This is a genomic window from Alloalcanivorax gelatiniphagus, assembly GCF_005938655.1.
Classification (GTDB): Bacteria; Pseudomonadota; Gammaproteobacteria; order Pseudomonadales; family Alcanivoracaceae; genus Alloalcanivorax; species Alloalcanivorax gelatiniphagus.
Window position 1 is genome coordinate 165063 of the sequence record NZ_VCQT01000025.1, and the last position, 21547, is coordinate 186609.

Annotated in this window: 21 protein-coding genes; 7 read left to right on the forward strand and 14 right to left on the reverse strand. The window is 67.2% G+C overall.

Annotated elements, in window-relative coordinates:
• Nucleotides 1–56 precede the first annotated feature (56 nt).
• The 3 genes from FGS76_RS19440 to FGS76_RS07535 are packed head-to-tail and all read left to right on the forward strand — an operon-like array spanning nt 57 to nt 1301.
• The gene (locus FGS76_RS19440; RefSeq protein WP_170214423.1) at nt 57–212 is read left to right on the forward strand and encodes a hypothetical protein; all 156 of its coding nucleotides are present in this window, start codon (nt 57–59) and stop codon (nt 210–212) included.
• Between the two features lie 4 nt (nt 213–216).
• Entirely contained in the window at nt 217–567 is a 351-nt protein-coding gene (locus FGS76_RS07530) for a PilZ domain-containing protein (RefSeq protein WP_138772006.1), read from the forward strand.
• Nucleotides 564–1301, forward strand: coding sequence for a class I SAM-dependent methyltransferase (locus FGS76_RS07535; protein WP_138772007.1), 738 nt, complete (start codon nt 564–566; stop codon nt 1299–1301). Before FGS76_RS07530 ends, FGS76_RS07535 begins: the two co-directional genes overlap by 4 nt.
• A gap of 100 nt (nt 1302–1401) precedes the next feature.
• Here the strand turns inward: FGS76_RS07535 and FGS76_RS07540 are convergent, their stop codons facing one another.
• The 5 genes from FGS76_RS07540 to rnd are packed head-to-tail and all read right to left on the reverse strand — an operon-like array spanning nt 1402 to nt 4154.
• Nucleotides 1402–1851: an HIT family protein gene (locus FGS76_RS07540; protein WP_138772008.1), complete on the reverse strand. Its 450-nt coding sequence runs from the start codon at nt 1849–1851 to the stop codon at nt 1402–1404.
• Entirely contained in the window at nt 1848–2228 is a 381-nt protein-coding gene (locus tag FGS76_RS07545) for a hypothetical protein (protein WP_240692457.1), read from the reverse strand. Before FGS76_RS07545 ends, FGS76_RS07540 begins: the two co-directional genes overlap by 4 nt.
• 28 nt (nt 2229–2256) lie before the next feature.
• Nucleotides 2257–2694, reverse strand: coding sequence for a YcgN family cysteine cluster protein (locus tag FGS76_RS07550; protein ID WP_138772009.1), 438 nt, complete (start codon nt 2692–2694; stop codon nt 2257–2259).
• A gap of 5 nt (nt 2695–2699) precedes the next feature.
• Nucleotides 2700–3026: a YcgL domain-containing protein gene (locus tag FGS76_RS07555; protein WP_138772010.1), complete on the reverse strand. Its 327-nt coding sequence runs from the start codon at nt 3024–3026 to the stop codon at nt 2700–2702.
• 21 nt (nt 3027–3047) lie between these two features.
• Nucleotides 3048–4154 carry a ribonuclease D gene (rnd, locus tag FGS76_RS07560; RefSeq protein ID WP_240692458.1) on the reverse strand — a complete coding sequence of 369 codons (1107 nt, stop codon included), beginning with the start codon at nt 4152–4154 and terminating at the stop codon, nt 3048–3050.
• A 115-nt stretch (nt 4155–4269) separates the two neighbouring features.
• On the opposite strand from rnd, the gene gpmA reads away from it, so the two are divergent.
• Complete coding sequence (gene gpmA, locus FGS76_RS07565; RefSeq protein ID WP_138772012.1) at nt 4270–5016, forward strand: 2,3-diphosphoglycerate-dependent phosphoglycerate mutase; 747 nt, start codon at nt 4270–4272, stop codon at nt 5014–5016.
• Between the two features lie 389 nt (nt 5017–5405).
• On the opposite strand, the gene FGS76_RS07575 is transcribed toward gpmA, so the two are convergent.
• Nucleotides 5406–6401 (reverse strand): lipase secretion chaperone, encoded by a 996-nt coding sequence (locus tag FGS76_RS07575; RefSeq protein WP_170214424.1) that lies wholly within the window; start codon nt 6399–6401, stop codon nt 5406–5408.
• Between the two features lie 179 nt (nt 6402–6580).
• On the opposite strand from FGS76_RS07575, the gene FGS76_RS07580 reads away from it, so the two are divergent.
• Both FGS76_RS07580 and FGS76_RS07585 read left to right on the forward strand, forming a co-directional pair.
• Nucleotides 6581–7504, forward strand: coding sequence for a lipase family alpha/beta hydrolase (locus FGS76_RS07580; RefSeq protein ID WP_138772014.1), 924 nt, complete (start codon nt 6581–6583; stop codon nt 7502–7504).
• Between the two features lie 96 nt (nt 7505–7600).
• Nucleotides 7601–8605 carry a putative solute-binding protein gene (locus FGS76_RS07585; RefSeq protein ID WP_338081326.1) on the forward strand — a complete coding sequence of 335 codons (1005 nt, stop codon included), beginning with the start codon at nt 7601–7603 and terminating at the stop codon, nt 8603–8605.
• Between the two features lie 23 nt (nt 8606–8628).
• Here FGS76_RS07585 and FGS76_RS07590 read toward each other — a convergent pair whose 3' ends face one another.
• Genes FGS76_RS07590 through FGS76_RS07615 form a run of 6 tightly spaced genes read right to left on the reverse strand, consistent with a single transcriptional unit; the run spans nt 8629 to nt 17306 of the window.
• Entirely contained in the window at nt 8629–11754 is a 3126-nt protein-coding gene (locus tag FGS76_RS07590; RefSeq protein WP_138772016.1) for an efflux RND transporter permease subunit, read from the reverse strand.
• The gene (locus FGS76_RS07595; protein WP_240692459.1) at nt 11751–12920 is read right to left on the reverse strand and encodes an efflux RND transporter periplasmic adaptor subunit; all 1170 of its coding nucleotides are present in this window, start codon (nt 12918–12920) and stop codon (nt 11751–11753) included. Before FGS76_RS07595 ends, FGS76_RS07590 begins: the two co-directional genes overlap by 4 nt.
• Nucleotides 12917–13852, reverse strand: coding sequence for a hypothetical protein (locus tag FGS76_RS07600; protein WP_138772018.1), 936 nt, complete (start codon nt 13850–13852; stop codon nt 12917–12919). Before FGS76_RS07600 ends, FGS76_RS07595 begins: the two co-directional genes overlap by 4 nt.
• Nucleotides 13849–14910 (reverse strand): hypothetical protein, encoded by a 1062-nt coding sequence (locus FGS76_RS07605; protein ID WP_138772019.1) that lies wholly within the window; start codon nt 14908–14910, stop codon nt 13849–13851. The genes FGS76_RS07600 and FGS76_RS07605 overlap by 4 nt, the downstream gene beginning before the upstream one ends.
• Nucleotides 14907–16520 (reverse strand): GH3 family acyl-acid amido synthetase, encoded by a 1614-nt coding sequence (locus FGS76_RS07610; protein ID WP_138772020.1) that lies wholly within the window; start codon nt 16518–16520, stop codon nt 14907–14909. Before FGS76_RS07610 ends, FGS76_RS07605 begins: the two co-directional genes overlap by 4 nt.
• 12 nt (nt 16521–16532) lie before the next feature.
• Complete coding sequence (locus FGS76_RS07615) at nt 16533–17306, reverse strand: hypothetical protein (RefSeq protein WP_240692460.1); 774 nt, start codon at nt 17304–17306, stop codon at nt 16533–16535.
• Nucleotides 17307–17482: 176 nt separating this feature from the next.
• Between FGS76_RS07615 and FGS76_RS07620 the strand changes: the two genes are divergently transcribed.
• Nucleotides 17483–18439 carry a helix-turn-helix transcriptional regulator gene (locus FGS76_RS07620; protein ID WP_138772021.1) on the forward strand — a complete coding sequence of 319 codons (957 nt, stop codon included), beginning with the start codon at nt 17483–17485 and terminating at the stop codon, nt 18437–18439.
• A 31-nt stretch (nt 18440–18470) separates the two neighbouring features.
• Here FGS76_RS07620 and FGS76_RS07625 read toward each other — a convergent pair whose 3' ends face one another.
• Entirely contained in the window at nt 18471–19577 is a 1107-nt protein-coding gene (locus FGS76_RS07625; RefSeq protein WP_476726664.1) for an acyl-CoA dehydrogenase family protein, read from the reverse strand.
• 476 nt (nt 19578–20053) lie between these two features.
• On the reverse strand, nt 20054–21427 hold the full coding sequence (locus FGS76_RS07630) for a phosphomannomutase/phosphoglucomutase (RefSeq protein WP_138772023.1): 1374 nt from the start codon (nt 21425–21427) through the stop codon (nt 20054–20056).
• Nucleotides 21428–21547 lie beyond the last annotated feature (120 nt).

Genomic DNA, 21547 nt, shown 5'->3' on the forward strand with positions numbered 1-21547 from the left:
CGGGCAAGCCCTATGCGCTAATCTGCGGAGATGTTTTTCCGCCATGCGAGGCCGTCATGAAACGCCCGGAATCTGATCGCACGCCGCTGCGCGCCACTGAACCCCTGCCCAAAAGCTGGCGGCCGGCCCTCACCCTGCTGGGGGCCCTGCTGGCGGTGACCGCGGCCATCGCCGTGGCCGCCGCGGTGGTGGACCGGCTGATCTACGGCTGAACCCATGGGCGCCAGCGACGAGCACCGCCAGCATCCCCGCCACGACGCCCCCGGGGGCGTCACCCTGATCCTGCGCCCGGAGCGCGGGGATGATCAGGAACCCCTGGAGCTGCTTTGCCGGGACCTGTCACGCACCGGTCTCGGCGTCCGCTTTCCCCACTCCATCCCCCCGGACACCGACGTGGAACTGTGGGTACACCTGCCCGAGCCCGGCGCTGGCACGCTGCACCTGTTCGGCACCGTGGCCTGGTGCGCCGCCCCCCTGGGCCAGTGGCGCGCCGGCATCGCCCTGAATCTGGAGCGCGGCGACGGTGCCGGCTGGGAGGCGCGCTTCGCCCCTGGCGTGGCGTCATGAAGGACGATGCGGAGCGCCTGTTCCAGCGCGGCGCCCGCTACCAGAACCACCGGCCCGACTACCCCGACAGTCTGTTCGCCGCCCTGGCCCAACGGGCCCCGGCGCGCCGCCTGGCCCTGGACCTGGGGTGCGGCAGCGGCCAGGCCTGCCGCGCCCTGGGCGCGCACTTCCAGCAGGTGCTGGGCGCCGATGTCAGCCTGGAACAGCTGCGTGCCGCCCCGCCGGGCGGCGCCCACTATCTGGCCGCCCGCGCCGATGCCCTGCCGCTGGCGGACGCCAGCCTGGATCTGATCACCGTGGCCCAGGCCCTGCACTGGTTTCCGTTACCCGCTTTTTTCCATGAAGCCGGCCGGGTGCTGCGCCCGGGCGGGGTGCTGGCGATCATCAGCTATGGCCTGTGCATGGTGCAGGGGCTGGAGGGTCTGGTGGAGGACTTCCACGACCGCACCCTGCGGCCCTGGTGGCCGGCGGCCCGTTGGCTGGTGGTGGACGGTTATCGTGGCCTGCCCCTGCCCTGGCCGGAACTGCCCGACCTGGCGACCGCGCCGATCCGGCGCCAATGGGGCTGGCGGGATATGGCCGGTTACCTGGATACCTGGTCGGCGCTGGTCAGCGCCCGCGCCGCCGGGGAGGACCCGCTGGCGGCCTTTGTGCCGGCCCTGCGGGCGGCCTGGGGTGAAGGGAAAAGAACCGTGTGCTGGCCGTTGCGGGTGCGTTGTTGCGCGCGGCCTTGAGGGGTTGGATCGCGACTGAAGCGGAACGCCGCCCGGTCGCTCCTACAGCGCCCTGTTCACGCTACTGTAGGAGCGACTTCAGTCGCGATCCCACGCGAGATCAGGCCTTGGGAAAATGCTCGGCCAGCAAACCAGCCAGCCGATCAAGCCGGTGGCGGCGCTTGGCCAGGCCGAAGATGTTCATCATGCGCGTGCCCCAGGTCAGCGCCGTGGCCAGGGTGTCGCCGCCGCGCCGGGGGATCACGTGGATGTGCACATGGGGCACGTGCTGGTTGGCCTCGCGGCCATCGTTGACCATCACATTGTGCGCCAGCACATCCAGCCCGGCCCGCTTCTGGGCGCGGATGGTGCGCCGCGCCAGCTCGAACAGATGGGCGGTCAGTTCCGGCGACAGATCCTGCAGCAGCGGGTGGTGGTCCAGGGGAATCACCAGGCAATGGCCTTCGCGCACCGGAAACAGATCCAGCAGCACGATGGCCCGTTCGTCCCGGTAGACCACGCTGCCCGGCAACTCACCATCGCGGATGCGGCAGAAAACGCAATCGCTCACTCCGCCCCCGCGTACCGGTCATCGTCGTCATCATGGTGGTGATCGTATTGGCCATACTTGCGCCGCCGGCGCCAGATCTCGGCCGTCGCCACCAGCACCGCCACCACCAGGATCGCCAGCAGCGGCGCGCCGGCCCGCCACGGGCTGGTGTCTTCCTGGAACAGCCCGTCGAACACCACCACCACCCAGGCCGGCGCCAGCTCGCCGTGTTCCGGCGACACCGACCAGGGCGTCAGCAGCAGTGCCGCGCCCACCGCGCGCAGTGGCAGGCGCACGGCGGTGGCGAACGGCCGGGTGATGTACCACAGCACGAACAGCACTCCCACACATCCCAGCAAATAGGCGAACCATCCCCACATATAGGCTTTCGTCGTCACGGTTACTCCAGTTAATCGAAGGGCGGCGTCAGCCCACCCAGTGCACAATATGCTCTTCCAGGTCGTCGTCGGCCACCCCGCGCTCGGACACTACCCGGCCGGCCACGCTGATGCCCGCTTCGCGCACCGAATCGGCGCGCCCGGAAATCAGCGGATGCCAGGCGTTCAGAGCCTGGCCATGGGCCCGCCGCCGGTAGGCGCAGGTCACCGGCAACCAATCGAAATGCTCGGCCAGATCCGGGGTCACCCGCATACAATCCGGCACATAACGTTGGCGCTCGGCGTACACCGTGCAGCGGCAGCCCTGGTCGTCCAGGTAGGCGCAGGCCACGTTGGTGAACGCCACCTCGCCACTGTCCTCATCCTGCAGTTTAACCAGACAACAACGCCCGCAGCCATCGCAGAGCGCTTCCCATTCGTCGGCGTCCAGTTCCGCCAGGGGCAATTCCCAGAACCGTTCACGCATAACGTTCAGTCTCTGCTCCGGTCCGGGCGGGTCTGGTCCGGTCTTGGCCGGTCCGGGTGCCCTTCCGCCAGGTACAGGTCCTGATCCGGCGGCGGTGGCATCTGCAGGTAAAAGCCCTGCTCACGGATGCGGGCCATCACCTGGTTCACGTCCGCGCGGCTCAGCGGCCGGGCCGGATCGAGAATCAGGTCGCTGACATGGCGGGGCGTGCCGAACCGCTCGCGCAGGGCGTCCGGCAGGTCCTTGAGGCCTTTGCTCCGTTCCACGTAAAGGTACATACCCTCGCGGCGCGGGCTTTTATAGATCGAACAAAACAGCTTGCCTTGCAGCATGGGAATCTCCGTCGAATCGGCTCAGAGCCGTTCCAGCAGCGGTTTGGCCACCAGCTCGTGGCGCCAGCCGGTGAGCGGCTCGGGCAACCGGGACGGGTCGCGCACCAGCGCTTCCAGCCAGCGACGGCGCACCAGCACATCGGGCTTGAGATCCAACTGCTCGGCGATGGCGCCGACCCGCTCGCGCAGCGCCTTGACCTGCTGGCGCTGGGCCGGGTCCAGCGGCGCCGGCAACGGCGCCGGCGGCGTGGCGGTGGCGGCCCGCGCCATCAGCGCCAGCACCTGCTCACCGTCGCGGCGGATCGCCTTGGGGTGCATGCCGGCCTGGCGCAGGGCCTCCTCGGAGGGCCGCGTCACCCGGCTCAGTTCCAGCAGCTCCGGATCGCGCAGCACGAACCCCTTGGGCAGGTCGCGCTCCCGGGCACAGGCCTCGCGCCACTCCGCCAGAGCCTCCAGCACCGCCAGCTCCTGGCCGCGCAGGGCCCCGGCGCCCTTCACCTGACGCCAGGCGTCACCGGGGGCGGCACGGCGCAGGGCGTCCTCGCGCAGGCGCTCGCATTCCTCGTGCCACCAGTCCAGCCGGCCCAGCCGCGCCAGTTGCTCGCGCAGCCCCTCGGCCACCTCGATCAGGTACTTCACGTCGTCCACCGCGTAACGCAGCTGCTCCTCGCTCAATGGCCGCTTGAGCCAGTCGGTGCGGGTGGCGCCCTTGGGCAGGCTCACTCCCAACCGGTCCTCCACCAGCCGCTGGTAGCTCATCTGCATGTCCTCGCCGGTGAGGGCGGCGGCGATCTGGGTGTCTTCCACCCGCGCCGGGTAGTCGCCGGTGAAGGTGGCCAGCGCTTCCAGATCCTCCGAGCAGGCGTGCATCACCAGCACCCGGCCGGCCAGCGCCGTCGCCAGGTCCGCCGCCGCCACCCGGGTGGTGTCGATCAGACGGATGGCCTGGCCGTCGTGCACCTGTACCAGCGCCAGGCGCGGATAATAGGTGCGCTCGCGCATGAATTCGGTGTCCAGGTACAGGGGCGCGCCGGCGGGCAACGCGGCGGCCCATTCGGCGATGGCATCGGTGCTCTCGCACCAGAGATAACTCATTTCGGTCCAGGGCTTGCGAATGATCCGCCGCATTATACGGGTCGCGGGCGGCGGCTGGAACGGCGCCGGCCGACGGCATTTCGGCCTCCCGGAGGTTTCTGGTAAGATTCGCGGCCTTTACGTTCATCGAAACCCACAGGACATCCCCATGACCACCAAACTGGTACTGGTCCGTCACGGCCAAAGCGTCTGGAACAAGGAAAACCGTTTCACCGGCTGGAAAGACGTGGACCTGACCGAACAGGGCCGCGAGGAGGCCCGTCAGGCCGGCGTGCTGCTGCAGGAAGCAGGCTTTGAGTTCGACATGGCTTATACCTCGGTGCTGAAACGCGCCATCCGCACCCTGTGGACGATTCTCGACAACATGGATCAGATGTGGATTCCGGTGATCCGTGACTACCGCCTCAACGAGCGCCACTACGGCGCCCTGCAGGGCCTCAACAAGGCCGAAACCGCCGAGAAATACGGTGATGAGCAGGTGCTGATCTGGCGTCGCAGCTACGACACCCCGCCGCCGAAGATGGACCGGGACGACGAGCGTTACGCCGGCCGGCTGCGCGTTTACAAGGATCTGGAGGAAGAACGCATTCCCCTGTCCGAGAGCCTCAAGGACACCGTGGCCCGCTTCCTGCCCTACTACCAGGCGGAAATCGAGCCCCAGGTGCGCGCCGGCAAGCAGGTGCTGATCTGCGCCCACGGCAACAGCCTGCGCGCCCTGGTCAAGCACCTCAGCGGCATCTCCGACGAGGATATCGTCAAGCTCAATATCCCCACCGGCATTCCCATGGTCTATGAACTGGACGACGATCTGAAACCGATCCGCAATTACTACCTGGGCGACGAGGAAGCCGCCGCCAAGGCCGCCGAAGCGGTGGCCAATCAGACCAAGGGCTGAGAATTAATCGCGACTGAAGTCGCTCCTACAAGGTGACCTACTGTAGGAGCGACTTCAGTCGCGATCCCCCAGAGCGTCACCGAACACCATCCAACGCCTCCACCCGACGCCGCTCCCCTTCATCGAACAGCCGCGCCCGCAACGCCTCCACCTCGGCGTCCCGGTCCGCCGGTGCCAGCTCAATATCCCCACCGGCATTCCCATGGTCTACGAGCTGGACGACGATCTGAAACCGATCCGCGATTACTACCTGGGCGACGAGGAAGCCGCCGCCAAGGCCGCCGAAGCGGTGGCGAATCAGACCAAGGGCTGAGAATTAATCGCGACTGAAGTCGCTCCTACAAGGTGTCCCGAGTAGGAGCGACTTCAGTCGCGATCCCCCCGGAGCATCACCGAACACCATCCAACGCCTCCACCCGACGCAGCTCCCCTTCATCGAACAGCCGCGTCCGCAACGCCTCCACCTGGGCGTCCCGGTCCGCCGGTGCCAGGCCGCTGTCCAGAATCGCCCGGCGCTGCTCGCGGTATTCACGGTAACGGCGCTCCCATTCCGCCTGTTGCCGGTCCAGAGCCGCCAGCCGCTCCGCGGCCTCCGCCCCCAGCTCCCGCTCGCGCAACTGATAGACGCGCGAATCCGACGCCCCTTGCTGGCGCAGGGCCGCCACCTGGGAGGCCACCTCCACGGGCTGCCGCGACGCCGCCACCATGTCACGCATATGCTCCGGCAGGGAGGCTTCCAGCTCGGCGATGCGGGCCGCCTTCTGGTCCGCGTCCAGCCCTTGGTTTTCCAGGATTTTCCGGCGCGCCAGGGCGAACTGGTCATAACGGTCGCGGAAGCCGAAAAACGCCTCCCGGGTGGTGGCGTCGAACCACTGGGCGCGCAACGCCTGGCGTTGCTCCAGGCTACGCCGCAGTGACTCCGGTTCCCGGTTCGGCTCCTCCAGCTGGCGCAGCGCCGCCCGATAACCGATGTATTGCTCGAACAGCGCCCAGGCCTGGTGCGCCGCCTTATCCGGCAGCGCCTGGGCCAGATGGGCGGCCAGCCGGGCGCGCAGCACGTTCAGGTCTTCCTCGCCGAGGGCGGAAAGAAAATAGTCGAATCGCCGCCGCACCCCTTCGCTGACCACCAGGTCGCCGTTGTCGTCGTGGCGCAGTTCACCGTCCGGCACCGTGCCCCGCCAGGACGCGGGGGTCTCTTTCAGTTTCTCGCCGCGTGCCACGAAGGTATCGAAATCATTGCCCTGGCTGTCCGCCCTCACCGGACTTTTTGGTGCAGAAGTGGGCGTCACGGACGGCCTGTCGTCGTCGCCGGAGAATGGCGCCAGCGTCCAGGCCAATACCGCCAAAGCCAGCAAAATCAGTAGTCCCGGGAGCCATACCCGCATCCATGTTCTCCTTATTGTCCATCCCTGTTCACCGACCATTAATCGGATTACTACTTTTTTATTAATGAAATCCAATGGACAGCCGAATTAGGCTGTTTGCACGCCCGGTCAATGGCCGGGAGTTTCCCAATAGGACATTGGCAAGAAATACATTTCAACAACAACGACCAGGGAAGCTTATGAAAATCGTCATTCACGCGCTGCTGGGCGCCCTGCTTCTGCTCGGCCTGAGCGGCCCCGCCACCGCCGGCTACACCGAGACCCGCCACCCCATCGTGCTGGTGCATGGCCTGTTCGGTTTCGACACCGCCGCCGGCGTCGATTACTGGTACCGGATTCCCGAAGAACTGCGCCGCAGCGGCGCCCAGGTGTACGTGGCCCAGGTCAGTGCCGCCGAGGACACCGTGGTGCGCGGCGAACAGCTGGCCCGCCAGGTGGAAACCATCCTCGCCAGCACCGGCGCCGACAGCGTCAACCTGATCGGCCACAGCCACGGCGGGCCCACCATCCGTTACGTGGCCTCGGTGTATCCGCAGTATGTGAGTTCGGTGACCAGCGTGGGCGGCGTCAACTGGGGCGCCCGGCTGGCGGACGTGCTGCAGGGCGTGGCCGACAATGTGCCCTTCTCCGGCAACCTGATCGCCTACCTGGGCAATTCCCTGGCCGGTCTTATCGACCTGTTCAGCAGCGGTGGCAACGAACAGGACATCCTGGCCGCGCTCAAGGCGCTGACCACCGCCGAGACCGTGGCGTTCAACCAGCAGTATCCGGAAGGGGTACCGGCACGGTACTGCGGCGATGCCCCACGGGTGGCATCCAACGGCATTTCCTACTTCTCCTGGAGTGGCGCCAAGCCGCTCACCAACGTCCTGGACCCGTCCGACGTGTTGCTCGGCGCCACCTCCATCGTCTTTCTCGGCGAGCCCAACGATGGCCTGGTGAGCAGCTGCTCCAGCCACCTGGGCATGGTGATCCGCGACGACTACCGCATGAACCACCTGGACGAGGTGAACCAGGTTCTCGGGCTGCACGACCTGTGGAGCACCGACCCGGTGACCCTCTATCGCCAGCAGGCGAACCGGCTCAAGAACTACAATTTCTGAGTGACCGAAACGCTTTGTGAAGCGGGCGCCAGGGTTTTGTGTCCTGGCGCCACCCGCCTACCATCCATGGGATCACCACATGGATGAAGGACCAGAATGATGATAAAACGCGTAACCGCCCTGTGTGCGGCGCTGGCCCTGTCGCTGGCCGGCACCGCCGCGGCCCAGGCGCCGATTGAGCGTACCATCTGCGTTTTCGATATCGCCGGCCAGGCCGGTCCCACCATGGCCGCCATGCAGGACTGGCGCGCCGCCGCCCTGGGCTGGGGCCTGAAGGCCAATCTCCGTGTTTACACCAACGAACAGGTGGCCGCCGAGGACCTCAAGGCCGGCCAGTGCGACGCTTCCCTGATGACCGGCCTGCGCGCCCGCCAGTTCAACAAGTACTCCGGCACCCTGGATTCCATTGGCGCCCTGCCCACCATGGAGCATATGAAGCTGGCCCTGCAGGTGCTCGCCCACCCGAGCCGGGCGGAGAAGCTCACCGCCAACTCCTACGAGGTGATCGGCATCGCCCCGATCGGCCCCGCCTACCTGTTCGTCAACGACCGGGAAATCAACACCCTGGCCAAGGCCGCCGGCAAGAAAGTGGCGGTGCTCGATTTCGACCCCACCCAGGCCAAGATGGTGGCCGCCGCCGGCGCCACCCCGGTGCCCTCGGACATCACCAACTTCGCCGGCAAGTTCAACAACGGCTCGGTGGATGTGATCGCCGCGCCGCTGGTGGCCTATAGCGTGCTGGAGCTGTACAAGGGTCTGCAGCCGGACGGTGGCATCATCGATTACCCGCTGGTGCAGCTGACCATTCAGGTGGTCGCCAGGGAAGATCGCATCCCCGCCGACATCGCCCAGAAATCCCGGGAATATTTCTACCAGAACCTGGACCGGGTGCTGGAACAGCTGGACCGGGAAGCCCAGGCGGTGGACGACAAATGGTGGGTGGACATCCCCGACAACGACAAGCGTGAATACGAGCTGATGATGCAGGACGCCCGCGACCAGATGCGCAAGGAAGGCTACTACGACGGCGACATGCTGGATCTGCTGCACAAGATCCGCTGCAAGCTCGACGGCTCCCGGGCGGAATGCACCGGCGGCTGAACCGCGCCGGCTGACCGCACCGATTAGCCGCCCGCCTCCACTGGCGCCGGACGGGCCCGTCCCGCCCGGCGCAGATCCTGGCCCGCCACCAGCAGACACGGCACCAGCAGCAGGCTGACCAGGGTGGCGAACAGCACCCCGAACGCCAGCGCCACCGCCATGGGAATCAGGAAGCGTGCCTGGGCGCTGGTCTCCAGCATCAGCGGCGCCACCCCGGCGAAGGTGGTCAGCGAGGTCAGCAGAATCGGCCGCAACCGTTCGCTGGCGCCCTCCACCACCGCATCCATGAACGGCAGCCCCTCCTCACGACGGGCATTGATGCCATCGATCAGCACCAGGTTATCGTTGACCACCACCCCGCTCACCGCGATCACCCCCACCAGGGACCACAGGGTCAGGCTGTAGCCGAGCAGGAAGTGACCCAGGAACGCGCCCACCAGACCGAACGGAATCGCCATCATCACCAGCAGCGGCTGACCATAGCCGCCGAACAGCACGGTGAGCAGGAAGAAGATGCAGCACAGCGCCAGCAAATAGCCCAGGGACAGGCGGTCCAGGAACCGTTCTATGGCGGCCGGCTTGCCGGCCACGTCCCAGTCCGCACTGGGGTCCTCGGCGCGCATCGGGTCCAGCACCGAGGCGCGCAGCGCCGCCATCACCCGGGCCGGTGAGGTCACCTTCTCGTCCACATAGGCACTGACCGTGGCATTGCGGCGGGTGTCGTAGTGGCCGATGGTGGCCGGCGACGGGTGCCGGTGCACTTCCGCCACCGCCCCCAGCAGGGTCACATCGCCGTTGGGCAGACGCACCGGCAGACGCTCCAGGTCCCGCAGCCGGCGGCTGTCCGCCTCCGCCAGGCGCAGCATCACCGGCACCTCCCGGTCCTGCTCGAACCAGTGATCCAACTGCACGCCATGGAAGGCATCGCGCACCTGCGCCCCCAGCCGTTCGGTATCCAACCCGGCCAGCCGCCCTTCCTCGCGCAGCTCGATGTCCACCACCGTGCGCCGGGCGCGGGTGCTGTTGGCCACCTCGTGGACCCCGTTCATGCGTTCCAGGGTCAGCGCCAGCCGGTCACTGAGGGCCTGCAGCCGCTCCAGGTCCGGGTGGAACAGATTGATATGGATGTCCGGCTTCACGGTCATCAGGTTGGCGTGGAACTTCAACGACAGGGCGTCCGGCACGGTGCCGTGCAGGTCCCGCCACAGCGCCGCCACCCGCCGTGGCCGCAGGGCGCTGCCCTGGTCATGCTCCAGGGCCAGGCTCACCCGCACCCGGTAGCGGGCACCGGGGTCGCGGGCATTGGACACCTTGCGGCGCACCCCCTGTTCGGCGAACACCCGGGTCACCCGCATGCCGCTGTCGCCGTCCGCCAGATCCGCCGCCAGGCGCCGGGCGGACTCCTCCAGGGCCGTCACTTCCCGGCGCAGGCGCTCCTCGCCGGTGCCCTGGGGAAACACCGCCTCGGCCACCACCCGGTCGCCCTGCACCCGGGAGAACAGCACCATGGTCAGCCAGCCGCTGTGCACCAGCGCCACGCAAAACAGAAACAGGCCCACGAAGCCCAGGATCACCACATAGCGCCAGCGCAGGCAGGCGCGCAGCAGCGGCTGCACCTGGCGGCTCAGCCACAGTTCCAGGCCATCGTTGACCCGTCCGGCCAGGGCCTCGGAGCGAGCTATCCAGCCCCGCGCCGGCCGCTGGCTGACCAGGTGGGCGGGCAGGATCCACAGCGACTCCACCAGCGACAGCAGCAGAATGGCGATGGCGACAATCGGGATCACCCGCATCAGGGCGCCTTCCGGGCCCGGCAGAAACAGCAGCGGCGCGAACGCCACCAGGGTGGTGAGCACCGCGAACAGCAACGGCCGCGCCACCCGCAGGGCACCGGTCACCGCCGCCTCCCGGCCGTGCAGGCCCTGGCGGCGGCAGCGGTCCACGCTTTCGCCGACGATCACCGCGTCGTCCACCACGATGCCCAGCACCAGCATGAAGGCAAACAGGGAGATGGTATTGAAGGACTCGCCCAGCAGCGGCAACACCGCGCAGGCGCCCAGCATGCACACCGGAATGCCCAGCGCCACCCAGCCGGCCAGTCGCAGGGTCAGAAACACCCCCAGCAGCAGGGTCAGTAGCACCAGCCCCTGCAGGCCATTACGCCATAGCAAATCGGAACGGTCGCGGAACTGGCGGGCATCGTCCCGCCACAGGGTCAGGCTCACGCCGGCGGGCAGGTCGGCGCTGTCCATCCAGGTATTCACCGCCTTGGCCACATCCAGCACGTTCTGGCCACCGGTGCGGTACACGTCCAGGGCCACCGCCGGCTCGCCGTCCAGCCAGGCCGCCATGGTGTCCCGGGAAAAGCCGTCGTCGATGGTGGCCACATCGCCCAGGCGCAGCAGGTCGCCGTCCTCGGACTGGCGGATCACCAGGCGGCCGTAAGCGGCCGCGTCCCGGGGCTGGTTACCGGTTTCCAGCATCCATTCGCCGTCGCCGGCGCGCAGCAGCCCGCCGGCCACCCGGCGGGCGCCATCGCCGGCGGCGGCGGCGATTTCACTCAGGCTCAGGTCGTAGCGGTAAAGGTCGTCGCGGCGCACCGAAGCCACCATCTCCCGGGCCGGCAGGTTCTCGATGTCGACGCTGGACACCGCCTCCCCGGCCAGCAATTGCCGGCGGGCGTCCTGGGCCAGCCGGTACAGGTCGGCGCGGGGCACGTTGCCGCTGAGCAGCAGCCGGGCCACCCGGTTACGCACGATCAACTCACGCACCCGGGGCCGGCTGGCGCCCTGGGGCAAGGTGTCCAGGGCGTCCATGCGGGTGCGGATCTGCTCCAGCACCCGGGCGGTGTCGTAGCCTTCCAGCACATCCAGCTGCACCGTGCACAGCCCTTCCCGGGCCTCGCTGATCAGCTCGGTGCCGCCTTCCACGTCGTCCACCGCGTTTTCCAGCGGCGTGCACACCAGCGCTTCCACGGTTTCCGGGGTGGCCTGCGGGTAACCCACATAGATGCCGATGCGGTCCAGGGGCACGTTGGGCAGGGTTTCCTGGCGGGTATGGGGAATCGCCAGCGCCCCGGCCAGCAGCAACCCCACCATCAGCAGATTGGCCACCGCCGGGTTGGCGGTGAACCAGCGGATACCGCCGTTCATGGCGTCTCTCCGTCGGCCCGGGCGTCAGGGTGGGCGTCGGCGTGGGCCACGCCGTCGGCGGCGGTTCGCGGCGTAATCCGCATGCCTTCCAGCAGGTGGCGGCCGTCGGCCAGCACCAGCGGCTGCTCCGGCGCCTTTTCCACGTACAGGTGGTCGGCGTCGCTGTGCAGGATCGACACCGTCCGGCGATGCACGCGACCGTCCTCGTCCACCACCCAGACCGCCTCGTCACCGGCCCGCGCCGCCCGGGGCAGCACCGCCACCCCGCTCAGGGGCGGGCCGCGCAGCTCCGCGCTCACGAACACCCCGGGCTCCAGCGGCAGCGACTGCTCCTCGTTGTCCACCGCCACGATCAGGTAGGCCATGCGGTTACGGTTGACGCCGCCCTCCCGGCGCACCACCCGCGCCGGCCATTCACCATCGCGGCCGGCGAAGCGGCCCCGCAGGCGCACCTCCACCGGCGCCAGGCTGGCCGGGTCGCCGGGGTCGATGCCGAGCAGCGCCAGCCAGTCATCGCGCACCGGCAGACGCACCTCCACCGTGGCCAGGCCGTACAGCCGGGCCAGGGTCTGGCCGGCCTGCAGATGCTGGCCGGTTTCCACCTTGACCGCTTCCAGGGCACCGTCGAACGGCGCCCGCAGGGTAGCCTGCTCGCGCTGACGGCGGGCCTCGCGCAAGCCGGCCCGGGCCGACGCCAGCCGGCCCTGGGCCTCCTGCAGCTGCGGCTCATGGCGGGCCAGCGGCGTGGAGGTGCTGTTGCGGCCCCGTGCCACGCTGGCCTGGGCGCGGGTGCGCGCCAGGTGCAATTGAGCGGTCTGCACATCGTTAAGACGGTGGGTCACCGCCAGATCGAAGGGCTCCGGGTCCAGGCGCAGCAGCACCTGGCCGGCGCTGACCCGGCCGCCGTCGGCCAGGGCCTGGTCGGCCTCCACCACCCGCCCGGACACTTCCATGCTCAGCGGAATATGCCGGCTGGCACGTACCCGCCCCTGGCTGTACACCGGTATCACGGTGTCGGCCCGCGTTGCCTCGCGCACCTCCAGGGCCAGCGGCGGCGGTGCCTCGGTGGGGGTGGGCGCCGCCGGCGGTACCGCGTAGAGCGCGCCCAGGGCGCCAGCGGTAACCAGCAGCACCACTACCGTTACGATCGGTCTGCCGATCCTCATCGCCATTCCTCCAGTCCGGACCGCCAGCACGCCAGGCACTCCTCGGCCCGGGCCCGGTCGGCGCCCAGCGACGGGTCCAGTTTCAGGGACAGAGTGAGCCGGCCATTGACGATCATCACGCCGTTGGAGACCGGATGGTTGGGGCTGCCCGGGCCGCACAGGGTCACCAGCGCCCGGGAGGAGAAGCCGGCGGAACGCAGGTCCAGCCACCACTCGCCCAGGCTGGTGAACGAACCCAGGCTCGGCGTGCCTTTCAGAAAGCGGTCGCACAGCCAGTCCACGCCGCCCTGCCCCACCCAGCGTCCGACCCGGGCACCGTGCCAGAACAACCAGTGGCGCTGGGCGCGCAGGGCCCGGCGCACGGCCTGGTCCAGCACCGCCGGGTGGTCGTCCGGCGACACCGGCAAGTAGAAGCCACTGGACAGGTTCATGTCGTCCCGGGGGCCGCTCACCGCCCCGCGCATATTCACCGGATACAGCCAACGGCCCGGCGCCGGCCGCCACACCAGGGTCTCCATCACCGCCCGGTTAAGGGTGCTCAGCAATACCGAGTTCAACGACACCCCGGCGGCCTCCGCCCGGCGGCGCAGGGCATCGGTGGGCGCGCGGTCCAGCCAGTCGCTCACCAAGGTGTCCTCGCCGCTGCCGGAGAACAGGCGCCAGTCCGGTGCCGGCACCGGTGCCTCCCGCACCGGCCGCAGCCAGCGCCACCAGGGCGGCGGTCCGCTCTGACGGCTTACCGGCATGGTCGGCAGCGGCACCTGCCAACCGCGCAGCAAATGAAACAGGCCGCCGATGCCGTCGTGCTCCCGGTGGCGCACCGGAAACTCGAAACGCCGACCGGAACCCGGTTCCAGCACCGCGAAATGAATGGTGTCGTCGATACCGTGGCGCGCCCTCGCCCGGTACCACATGCCCAGATAATCGGTCATAGCCGCGCCACGTCCACATAGGACAGCCGCCCGCTGTCCAGGTCGTCCCGGGGGTCGCCGTCGAAACTGACCAGGAAGTGGTCGCTGTACAGACATTGGCGCCGGTAGCGGGCCGGCACCCGGGCCAGCGGGTCATCGTTGAAGAAGCCGCACACCAGCGCGTCGTAGCGGCCATGGAACAGGGTCACCGCCTGGTCCAGCAGGGCGCGCAACCAAAGCGGATCGTTGTCGGCCACCACCGCGGTGTGCAGGGTCAGGTAGGACAGGTAGCCCCCCGGCGGCGGCAAGCGGAAACCGCCGCGCACCCGGCTGTGCAGGTTGTACAACGGCCGCAGCCAGGCCAGCCCGCCCCGGTAATTCAGCACCCGGGTTTGCTTGATGTCCTTTTGATCCCAGAACCCCAGCAGCCCCACCAGTTGTTCACCGCGACAGGCCACCAGAAAGCCGGACGGGTCCAGGGTCTCGTAATAGGGAAAGAACTGTTTGCGGCGCCCTTCCCGGTGCAGCAACGACAACATGGCGGGCAGATCCGCCGCCGTGGCCAGACGCACGGTGGCCCCCTCCGACGCCGGCCGGCGACGGCGCCCGGTGTAGATCAGGCTGGTCTCGATGGTGCCGCTCGGGTAGTACACCGGCAATCCTGCCCGGCCGCTGGCCACGGTGGCCAGAGAGGTATGGTTGTCACGCAGAATCACCGTGTGCATCCACTCCCCCGCCGTCAGTCGCCGGCGCAGGTGCCGGAACAAGCGGTGCAGCAGCAAGCCATTGCGGCAGCGCGGGTCGATGCGCAGATCATGGGCATAGCGGACCCGTTGCACCTCGCCGTTCACCCACAGGCGCCGCCAGCCAATGTTGTACACCGCGTCCACCTGTTCCCCGGCGTCCCCGGGGCAGGCCACCCAGACGTCCGGTTCCTCGCAGCTGACCCGCGCGCCCCGGAAATAGTCCGGGCGGCGCTCGAAGTTGAGCGACACCGCGCCCTCCTGGGGGGTGCTCTCCAACAACGCCAGGATCGCCGCGTTGTCGTCCGGGTGGGCCGGGCGAATCCGGTGACTCATGACAGCGCCTCGACACCGGCCGCCGGCGCCCGCAACGAGGCCGGCAACTCGCCACGCCAATGCTGCAGGGTCTCCATCTTGATATTGCCCTCGATCATGCCGCGCCGCCGGCATTGCTCCAGGTAGAGGTCACGCATGCCCGGCCGCGCCAGGCAGCGCACCGGCGCCAACTGCTGGAGATTGCGCGCCAACTGATAGTGGAAGTTGGCCTGCAGGGCCTGCTCCAGAATGCCACCCAGCTCCGCCGGCGAACCGTCGCCGTCGCCATCCAGCAACAGCACATAACCGGGCCGCCCGTCGCCGCTGTCGTCCAGCGCCACCACGCTCACCGGCGCCAGGCCGGCGGGCACCGGCACCGCCTCCAGGGCCCGGTGCACCGCCTGGCCGGTGAGCTTTTCGCCCACCAGGTCGGTGCTGCCCAGGCGGCCCAGGAAGCTGAGCGCGGGCACCTGGCCCAGGTGACCCTCCACGCGCACCAGATCATTGAGCCGGTAACGCAGCAGGCCGGCGCCGGTGCTCATCAGCGGCATCACCCGCTGGCCGGTGCGCAGCTCCCAGGGGGCATAGACCCGGTCGTCCTCCGGGTCCTGGAATTCATAGACATGGCTGCGGTAGGCCAGCAAATGGTGGTCACGGTAGGGGAAGGTCACTACCCCCTCGGTGGCCCACAGCCCCTTGCCCTGAAAGGCCGCCTGGGGCAGACGTTCGCTGAGACGCCGCGCCCAGGGCGCCGAGGCGGAGGTGTCCCAGGCGCTGACCACCGCCAGCCCCGGCCAGAGACGGGTGAAGAACTCCGGGTCCTGGCCATCCCAGGCACTCAACAAGGCGGCACCGCGGGCCGAGCGCGGGCAGCGCTGGCCGGCCATGGCGGCGCTGCGTGGCCCCCAGTCGCCGGCGCGCAGTGCCCGGGCCAGCTCTTCCCGCCAGGTGGCCAGGGCGTCCAGCAGCCCCAGCCCGAAGGTGGGGCTCCACACCGACAGCAGGCTCAGGGAGCGGTCCGCCACCAGATACGCCAGGGTGGCGAACAGGGAATCATCGGAGCTGCGCGCCAGCGATACCGTCTGCGGCACGCTCTGGGTGGCGCCGGCCAGCAGCCGCTTGCCCAGGGACATCAGCTGCAGGTCGTCGTTGACGTCCTCGCGCATGGAATCGCGCAATTCCGTGGGCATCCACGACATGGACCAGTAATGGCCGCCCCGGCGCAGCCGGGGGTGGGCCCGGTACAGATCCGCGATCCAGGGGCTGATGGCGGCGTCCAGTTCGGCCAGGAAACGTTTGCTGTAGGGAATCCACTTGATCGCCGAGGTGGAACCGCTGGTGGGCTGGTAACGCACCACCGGCGAATCGATCAGGGCGCCGCCCTGGCCGGCGCGGGCCTCCTCGATGGGCGCCCGCCAGTGCTCGTAATCGGTGACCGGCAGGCGATCACGGAAGGTCTCCCAGCTCCAGTCCGGCCGCACGCCCAGGCGCCGGCCACTGTCCGAAGCGGCCACCAGGCCGACCAGCTCCGCCAGCTTCTGCCGCTGCACCCGCTCCAGCTGACGCAGCCCGGCGGCGAAACGCCGGTGCCCGGGCGCCGCCGCCGCTTGCAACAAACGATGTCCCAGCATGGCCACCTCCGCTCAATCGTAGGCGACGGAGCGCGTCGCCAGCGTCGAGGACCGGCGGCGCTTGCGCCACACGTCGAGGGGATAACGCAGCAGAAGATGGGCATCCACCAAACCGATGCAGGGTAACTCGGTGCCCCGTTCCCAGGACGGATTGCACTGCTCGAAGAAGCGGATTTTGGCATTTTTTTCGCGCATCTCCTTGGTGATCATCGCCACGTCCTGCTTCAGGTGCGTGTAGCCATTACCGAAGTCCAGCAGCCGGCGCTGATCGCAGAAGGAGTCCGGAAAAAGAGTGTGGCAATAATTCGCCACATAATCCGCAAGATGATCGCAACGGCCTTCCGGGTGCGGATAATAGCTATAAAAATTATTGGCCAAGAGCAGATAGGTTTTGTAGCCCTTGGAAATCAACAACCAGTACAAAGGTCGGTACGGTCGTTTCAGTTTTTCCTTCACCATGCGCAGGAAAAATTGCACCTGAAGAACACGGGTGCCCCAGAATTCCTTTTCGATGATGGTGTCGCCGCTGAATACACCGGTTACCGTTTTTCCACCCACTTCCATATCCAGTACTTTTAGTGTGGAAAAGCCCACGGTGCGACGGCTTTCACGCTCCTGAATGAGAAAAACGCCATTTTTCTCAACCATGTCCTTGCAAAAAAGATCAACGCTGATGTTCTCGTAGTAGCGCCGGTAAAGATCGTACATCCGCAGCATCTGATCCACGGAAACCTTTGAAATAGGCACGTAGCGCGCTTTCAGGCGCGCTTTCTTTTTACTGGCCATGACTTCCCTCCATGTCATCCCGCTGACTTGTGGCGAGGGAAATTCTGTCTTCGCACCTGGAAATTTTTAATAGTAAAAGTGGCCAGTTTTTTGTTAAAAGGGGCAACCTCGCAAACAGATCGGGAAACAACGGACCGGAAGTGAGACCCACGTCATAATTAATCCAGGTGAAGAATATGGAAGGGACGACAAAGGACTGCTCGCACTTGCCCATGATCGCCGCGCGTTATGGACGCCGGTTGATGCATTTTCTGCGGCAACGTCAGATCAGTGGTGACCTGGTACTGGCGGGGACCGGACTGGACCAGGAAATGCTCGATCATCCGGAGTGTTATTTAACCATTGAACAAGTGCGCCGCATTCTGGAACAAACCAAGCGATTGCTAGGTGATGAACTGGCACCGTTTCAGTTCGGCCAGTTGCTGGATCTGGAGGGTCACGGGCTGAGAGGTTTCACCGAACACAACAGCCGCGCCGACCGGCGCAGCCTGGCCGACACCATCGTGCACTACTTTCGCGTCACCCTGCCGATCATGGACCTGCATCTCCATTGCGACGGGCATAGCGCCCGCATTCAACTGGTCGACACCTGGGAGCTGGGCTCCCTCCGTGAATTCGTTATCAAGATCTACCTGGGCAGCATCCAATCACTGACCCGACCCTTCGGCGGCACCCGCGCCATCGAATTCGATTTCCCCACCACCTTGTGCGGCAGCCAATGGCGGACCGTGGCCCGGGGCGCGCCGATCCGCTTCGGCGGCACCTGCAACCAGGTGGTGCTGACGGTGGAGCCACCGGACATGGCCGATCAGGTGCTCGGCCGCGCCCGCGCACGGATCACCGAGCACCCCGGCCGCGACAGTACCCTGCAGCGGGTCGCCCACCACCTGGGCATGAGCCCGCGCAGCCTGCGCCGTCATCTGGCGCTGGCCGGCTATTCCTTCAGTGAAATTCGCAATGAAGTGCGCCGCCAGTTCGCCACCCGCTACCTCACCGAAACCGGCGACTCCCTGGAGAGCATCGCGGACCGGTTGGGCTACAGCGATCAGGCCAGTTTCAGCAAGGCGTACCGATCCTGGACCGGACAGACCCCGGGCCAGGTGCGCCGCGCCGGGCGGCCCGACCGCGGCTGACGGCGGCCCGCCCCGGTGACGATCGCGGGGATTACAGCCCCAGGCGCTTGGCGATCACCTCGTTCATGATCTCGTAGGTGCCGCCACCGATGGACAGAATGCGGTTGTCCCGGAACAGCCGCTCCACCACGGTGCCGCGCATGTAGCCGGCGCCGCCGAAGATCTGCACCGCATCCCAGGTGACCCGGTCGGCGCACTGGGTGGCCTGGTTCTTGGCCATGGACACATCCAGCACGCAGTCCTCGCCGTTGGCGATGCGCGCCGCCGTGCGGTAGGTGAACTCGCGGCTCACCGCCACCTGGGTGGCCATCTCCGCCAGCTTGTGCCGGGTCACCTGGAAGCCGGCGATGGGCCGCCCAAACGCCTGGCGGTCACGGGCATAGGCCATGGCCTCCTCCAACGCCACCTGGGCGGTCATGTTGGCGGTCACCGCCAGCACCAGACGCTCCATCTGGAAGTTGCTCATGATGCAGTAGAAGCCGCCGTTCTCCGGGCCGATCAGATTTTCCACCGGCACCCGGCAATCCTCGAAGAACAGCTCGGCGGTGTCCGAGGCCCACCAGCCCATCTTCTTGAGTTTGCGCCCCACCGAGAAACCGGGGGTGCCCTTCTCCACCAGCAACAGGGAAATGCCGCCGAACCCCGGGTCGCCGGTGCGCACCGCCACCGTATAGAAATCGGCGCGCACGCCGCTGGTGATAAAGGTCTTGGCGCCGTTGACCACGAAATGGTCGCCGTCACGGACCGCCCGGGTACGCAGGTTGGCCACATCGGAACCGCCACCGGGCTCGGTGATCGCCAGGGCGGCAATCTTATCGCCGCCCAGCACCGGCGGCACCACCCGCCCCTGCAACTCCTCGCTGCCCCACTTCCAAACCGGTGGCAGCCCGATATCCAGCGACCCCAGGCTGGCGCCCACCCCGCCGGAGGTGCAGCGCACCATCTCCTCGCAGGCGGCCACCTTCATAAACACATCCTCGCCGCTGCCACCCCAACGCTCCGGCGCGCCGATCCCCAGAATGCCGGCCTCGGCAGCCTTCTTGTACAACTCACGGGGAAACTCCCCGGCCTCCTCCCACTCATCCACCGAGGGCAGAATCTCCCGCTCGACGAACTTGCGCACCGTCTCGCGCACCATGCCGTGGGTCTCATTGAAATAGGACAAATCCGCCACACTACCTCCTCACAAATAAACCAAGCGCTTGCTTGGTTCGAGGATAACAGAGAGTTGTTGCGGTGTGCTATTCGGTTGGGCGCTTTCAGAGAACCCCGGGGAACCCCGGGGTCGGACCACGGCTACTTATTGATTTATAAGGGATTTTCTCTTTTTTAGGCGTATCTGGAGGGCTTAGGGGGTGTGTTTACCGGCAAAAAACGACCTCAAAGGGTCCGGGCTTGAAGAAACGGCCCGCCGTCCTTAGAGGCTGATTTCGACCCCCCAAACGCGTCTCTAAGCACCTGAAACACCGCTTCAAGAGGTGAAATATCCATGAAATCAGTGGGTTACTGTGGTCCGACCCCGGTAGCGGCCGCCGCTAAGCCCCGGTAACGCCACTCTGGGAGGACAAAAGTCCATAAAATCAGCGGGTTACCGTGGTCCGACCCCGGTAGGGGTTAGCCGGCGGCTTGGATGGCTTGTTGGATGGCGGTTTCGAAGCGTTCCCGGATTTGGGCCAGGGTGGCTTTGTCGCGGGCTTCGTAGCGGGTCACCAGTTTGGGGGAGGTGTTGGAGGCGCGGCACAGGCCCCAGCCGTCCGGGTAGTCCATGCGGATGCCGTCGATCACGCAGGGTTCGCCGTCACCCAGGTCGGCGTTTTGTTGCAGGTACTCGATGATGCGGAATTTGTTTTCCTCGGTGACCTGGATCTGGATTTCCGGGGTCGAGTGCAGCTTCGGAAAGCGGTCGAAAAAGCGCTCCGCGTCGCCGTCGAAGCGGCTCAGGATCACCAGCAGCCGGGCCGCCGCCAGGGTGGCGTCGTCGAAGCCGTACCAGTCCTCGGCGAAGAAGATATGGCCGCTCATCTCGCCGGCCAGCAAGGCGCCGGTTTCCTTCATGCGCGCCTTGATCAGCGAATGGCCGGTGCGCCACATTTCCGGTTCACCGCCGGCCTGGCGGATCACGTCGAAGAGACCGCCGGTGCACTTCACGTCGAAGATCACCTTGGCGCCGGGTACCCGCCCGACCAGGTCCTCGGCCAGGGCCATCAGCAGAATGTCCGGATAGACCACCTCTCCGTTCGGCAGCACCACGCCCAGCCGGTCGCCGTCGCCGTCGAACGCCAGGCCCAGGTCGGCGTCATGGGCGCGCACCGCCTCGGTCAGGTCCTTGAGGGTCTCGATGTCGCCCGGGTCCGGGTGGTGATTGGGGAAGGTGCCGTCCACGTCCGCGTACAGCGGCGTCACGTCGCAGCCCAGCAGCATCAGCGCTTCCGGGGCACACACCCCGGCGGCGCCGTTGCCGCAGTCCACCACCACTTTCAGGGGGCGCGCCAGCTGGTGGCGGCGCTGTATCGCATTCAGGTAGGAGGGCAACACATCGCGCTGGTCACGGCTGCCTTCACCGGCGCTGAAGTCCTGCTCTTCAATGCGCTTCCTGAGCGCCTGAATGGCGTCCCCGGACAGCGCGGTGCCCTGGATCACCACCTTGAAGCCGTTGTAGTCCGGCGGGTTGTGGCTGCCGGTGACCATCACGCCGGAATCCGCGTCATGGTAATGGTGGGTGGCGAAGTACAGCACCGGGGTGGGCACCAGGCCCACGTCCACCACATTGCAGCCGCTGGCCTGGAGGCCGGCGGACAGGGCTTCCACCAGCGCCGGCGAGGACAGCCGTCCGTCGCGGCCCACCGCCACGGTGTCACCGCCCCGGGTGCGCACCTCGGAGCCGATGGAGAGGCCGATCAGCCGCGCCACGTCGTCGCTCAGGGTGTCCTGGTAGATGCCGCGGATGTCGTAGGCGCGGAACAGGGAATCGGAAATCTCGGTGGTCATGGTAAGTCCTTTTGTGTAGAGCGCGGCTGCACGGCGAGTTACAGGATGCAGGATCGGATGAAGGGACCGGCACGGTGCCATGCCTGTGTCCCGCATCCTGAACCGAGCCGCCTTGCGGCT

What these genes read in the sequence shown, in the direction of transcription:
- FGS76_RS07535 (WP_138772007.1), top strand. Translation starts at nt 564, where the DNA reads ATGAAGGACGATGCGGAGCGCCTGTTCCAGCGCGGCGCCCGCTACCAG.
- FGS76_RS07575 (WP_170214424.1), bottom strand. Translation starts at nt 6,401, where the DNA reads ATGCGGGTATGGCTCCCGGGACTACTGATTTTGCTGGCTTTGGCGGTA.
- FGS76_RS07595 (WP_240692459.1), bottom strand. Translation starts at nt 12,920, where the DNA reads ATGAGGATCGGCAGACCGATCGTAACGGTAGTGGTGCTGCTGGTTACC.
- FGS76_RS07585 (WP_338081326.1), top strand. Translation starts at nt 7,601, where the DNA reads ATGATGATAAAACGCGTAACCGCCCTGTGTGCGGCGCTGGCCCTGTCG.
- FGS76_RS07580 (WP_138772014.1), top strand. Translation starts at nt 6,581, where the DNA reads ATGAAAATCGTCATTCACGCGCTGCTGGGCGCCCTGCTTCTGCTCGGC.
- FGS76_RS07590 (WP_138772016.1), bottom strand. Translation starts at nt 11,754, where the DNA reads ATGAACGGCGGTATCCGCTGGTTCACCGCCAACCCGGCGGTGGCCAAT.
- FGS76_RS07550 (WP_138772009.1), bottom strand. Translation starts at nt 2,694, where the DNA reads ATGCGTGAACGGTTCTGGGAATTGCCCCTGGCGGAACTGGACGCCGAC.
- FGS76_RS07610 (WP_138772020.1), bottom strand. Translation starts at nt 16,520, where the DNA reads ATGCTGGGACATCGTTTGTTGCAAGCGGCGGCGGCGCCCGGGCACCGG.
- gpmA (WP_138772012.1), top strand. Translation starts at nt 4,270, where the DNA reads ATGACCACCAAACTGGTACTGGTCCGTCACGGCCAAAGCGTCTGGAAC.
- FGS76_RS07605 (WP_138772019.1), bottom strand. Translation starts at nt 14,910, where the DNA reads ATGAGTCACCGGATTCGCCCGGCCCACCCGGACGACAACGCGGCGATC.
- FGS76_RS07615 (WP_240692460.1), bottom strand. Translation starts at nt 17,306, where the DNA reads ATGGCCAGTAAAAAGAAAGCGCGCCTGAAAGCGCGCTACGTGCCTATT.
- FGS76_RS07625 (WP_476726664.1), bottom strand. Translation starts at nt 19,577, where the DNA reads ATGGTGCGCGAGACGGTGCGCAAGTTCGTCGAGCGGGAGATTCTGCCC.
- FGS76_RS19440 (WP_170214423.1), top strand. Translation starts at nt 57, where the DNA reads ATGAAACGCCCGGAATCTGATCGCACGCCGCTGCGCGCCACTGAACCC.
- FGS76_RS07600 (WP_138772018.1), bottom strand. Translation starts at nt 13,852, where the DNA reads ATGACCGATTATCTGGGCATGTGGTACCGGGCGAGGGCGCGCCACGGT.
- FGS76_RS07620 (WP_138772021.1), top strand. Translation starts at nt 17,483, where the DNA reads ATGGAAGGGACGACAAAGGACTGCTCGCACTTGCCCATGATCGCCGCG.
- FGS76_RS07555 (WP_138772010.1), bottom strand. Translation starts at nt 3,026, where the DNA reads ATGCTGCAAGGCAAGCTGTTTTGTTCGATCTATAAAAGCCCGCGCCGC.
- FGS76_RS07530 (WP_138772006.1), top strand. Translation starts at nt 217, where the DNA reads ATGGGCGCCAGCGACGAGCACCGCCAGCATCCCCGCCACGACGCCCCC.
- rnd (WP_240692458.1), bottom strand. Translation starts at nt 4,154, where the DNA reads ATGCGGCGGATCATTCGCAAGCCCTGGACCGAAATGAGTTATCTCTGG.
- FGS76_RS07630 (WP_138772023.1), bottom strand. Translation starts at nt 21,427, where the DNA reads ATGACCACCGAGATTTCCGATTCCCTGTTCCGCGCCTACGACATCCGC.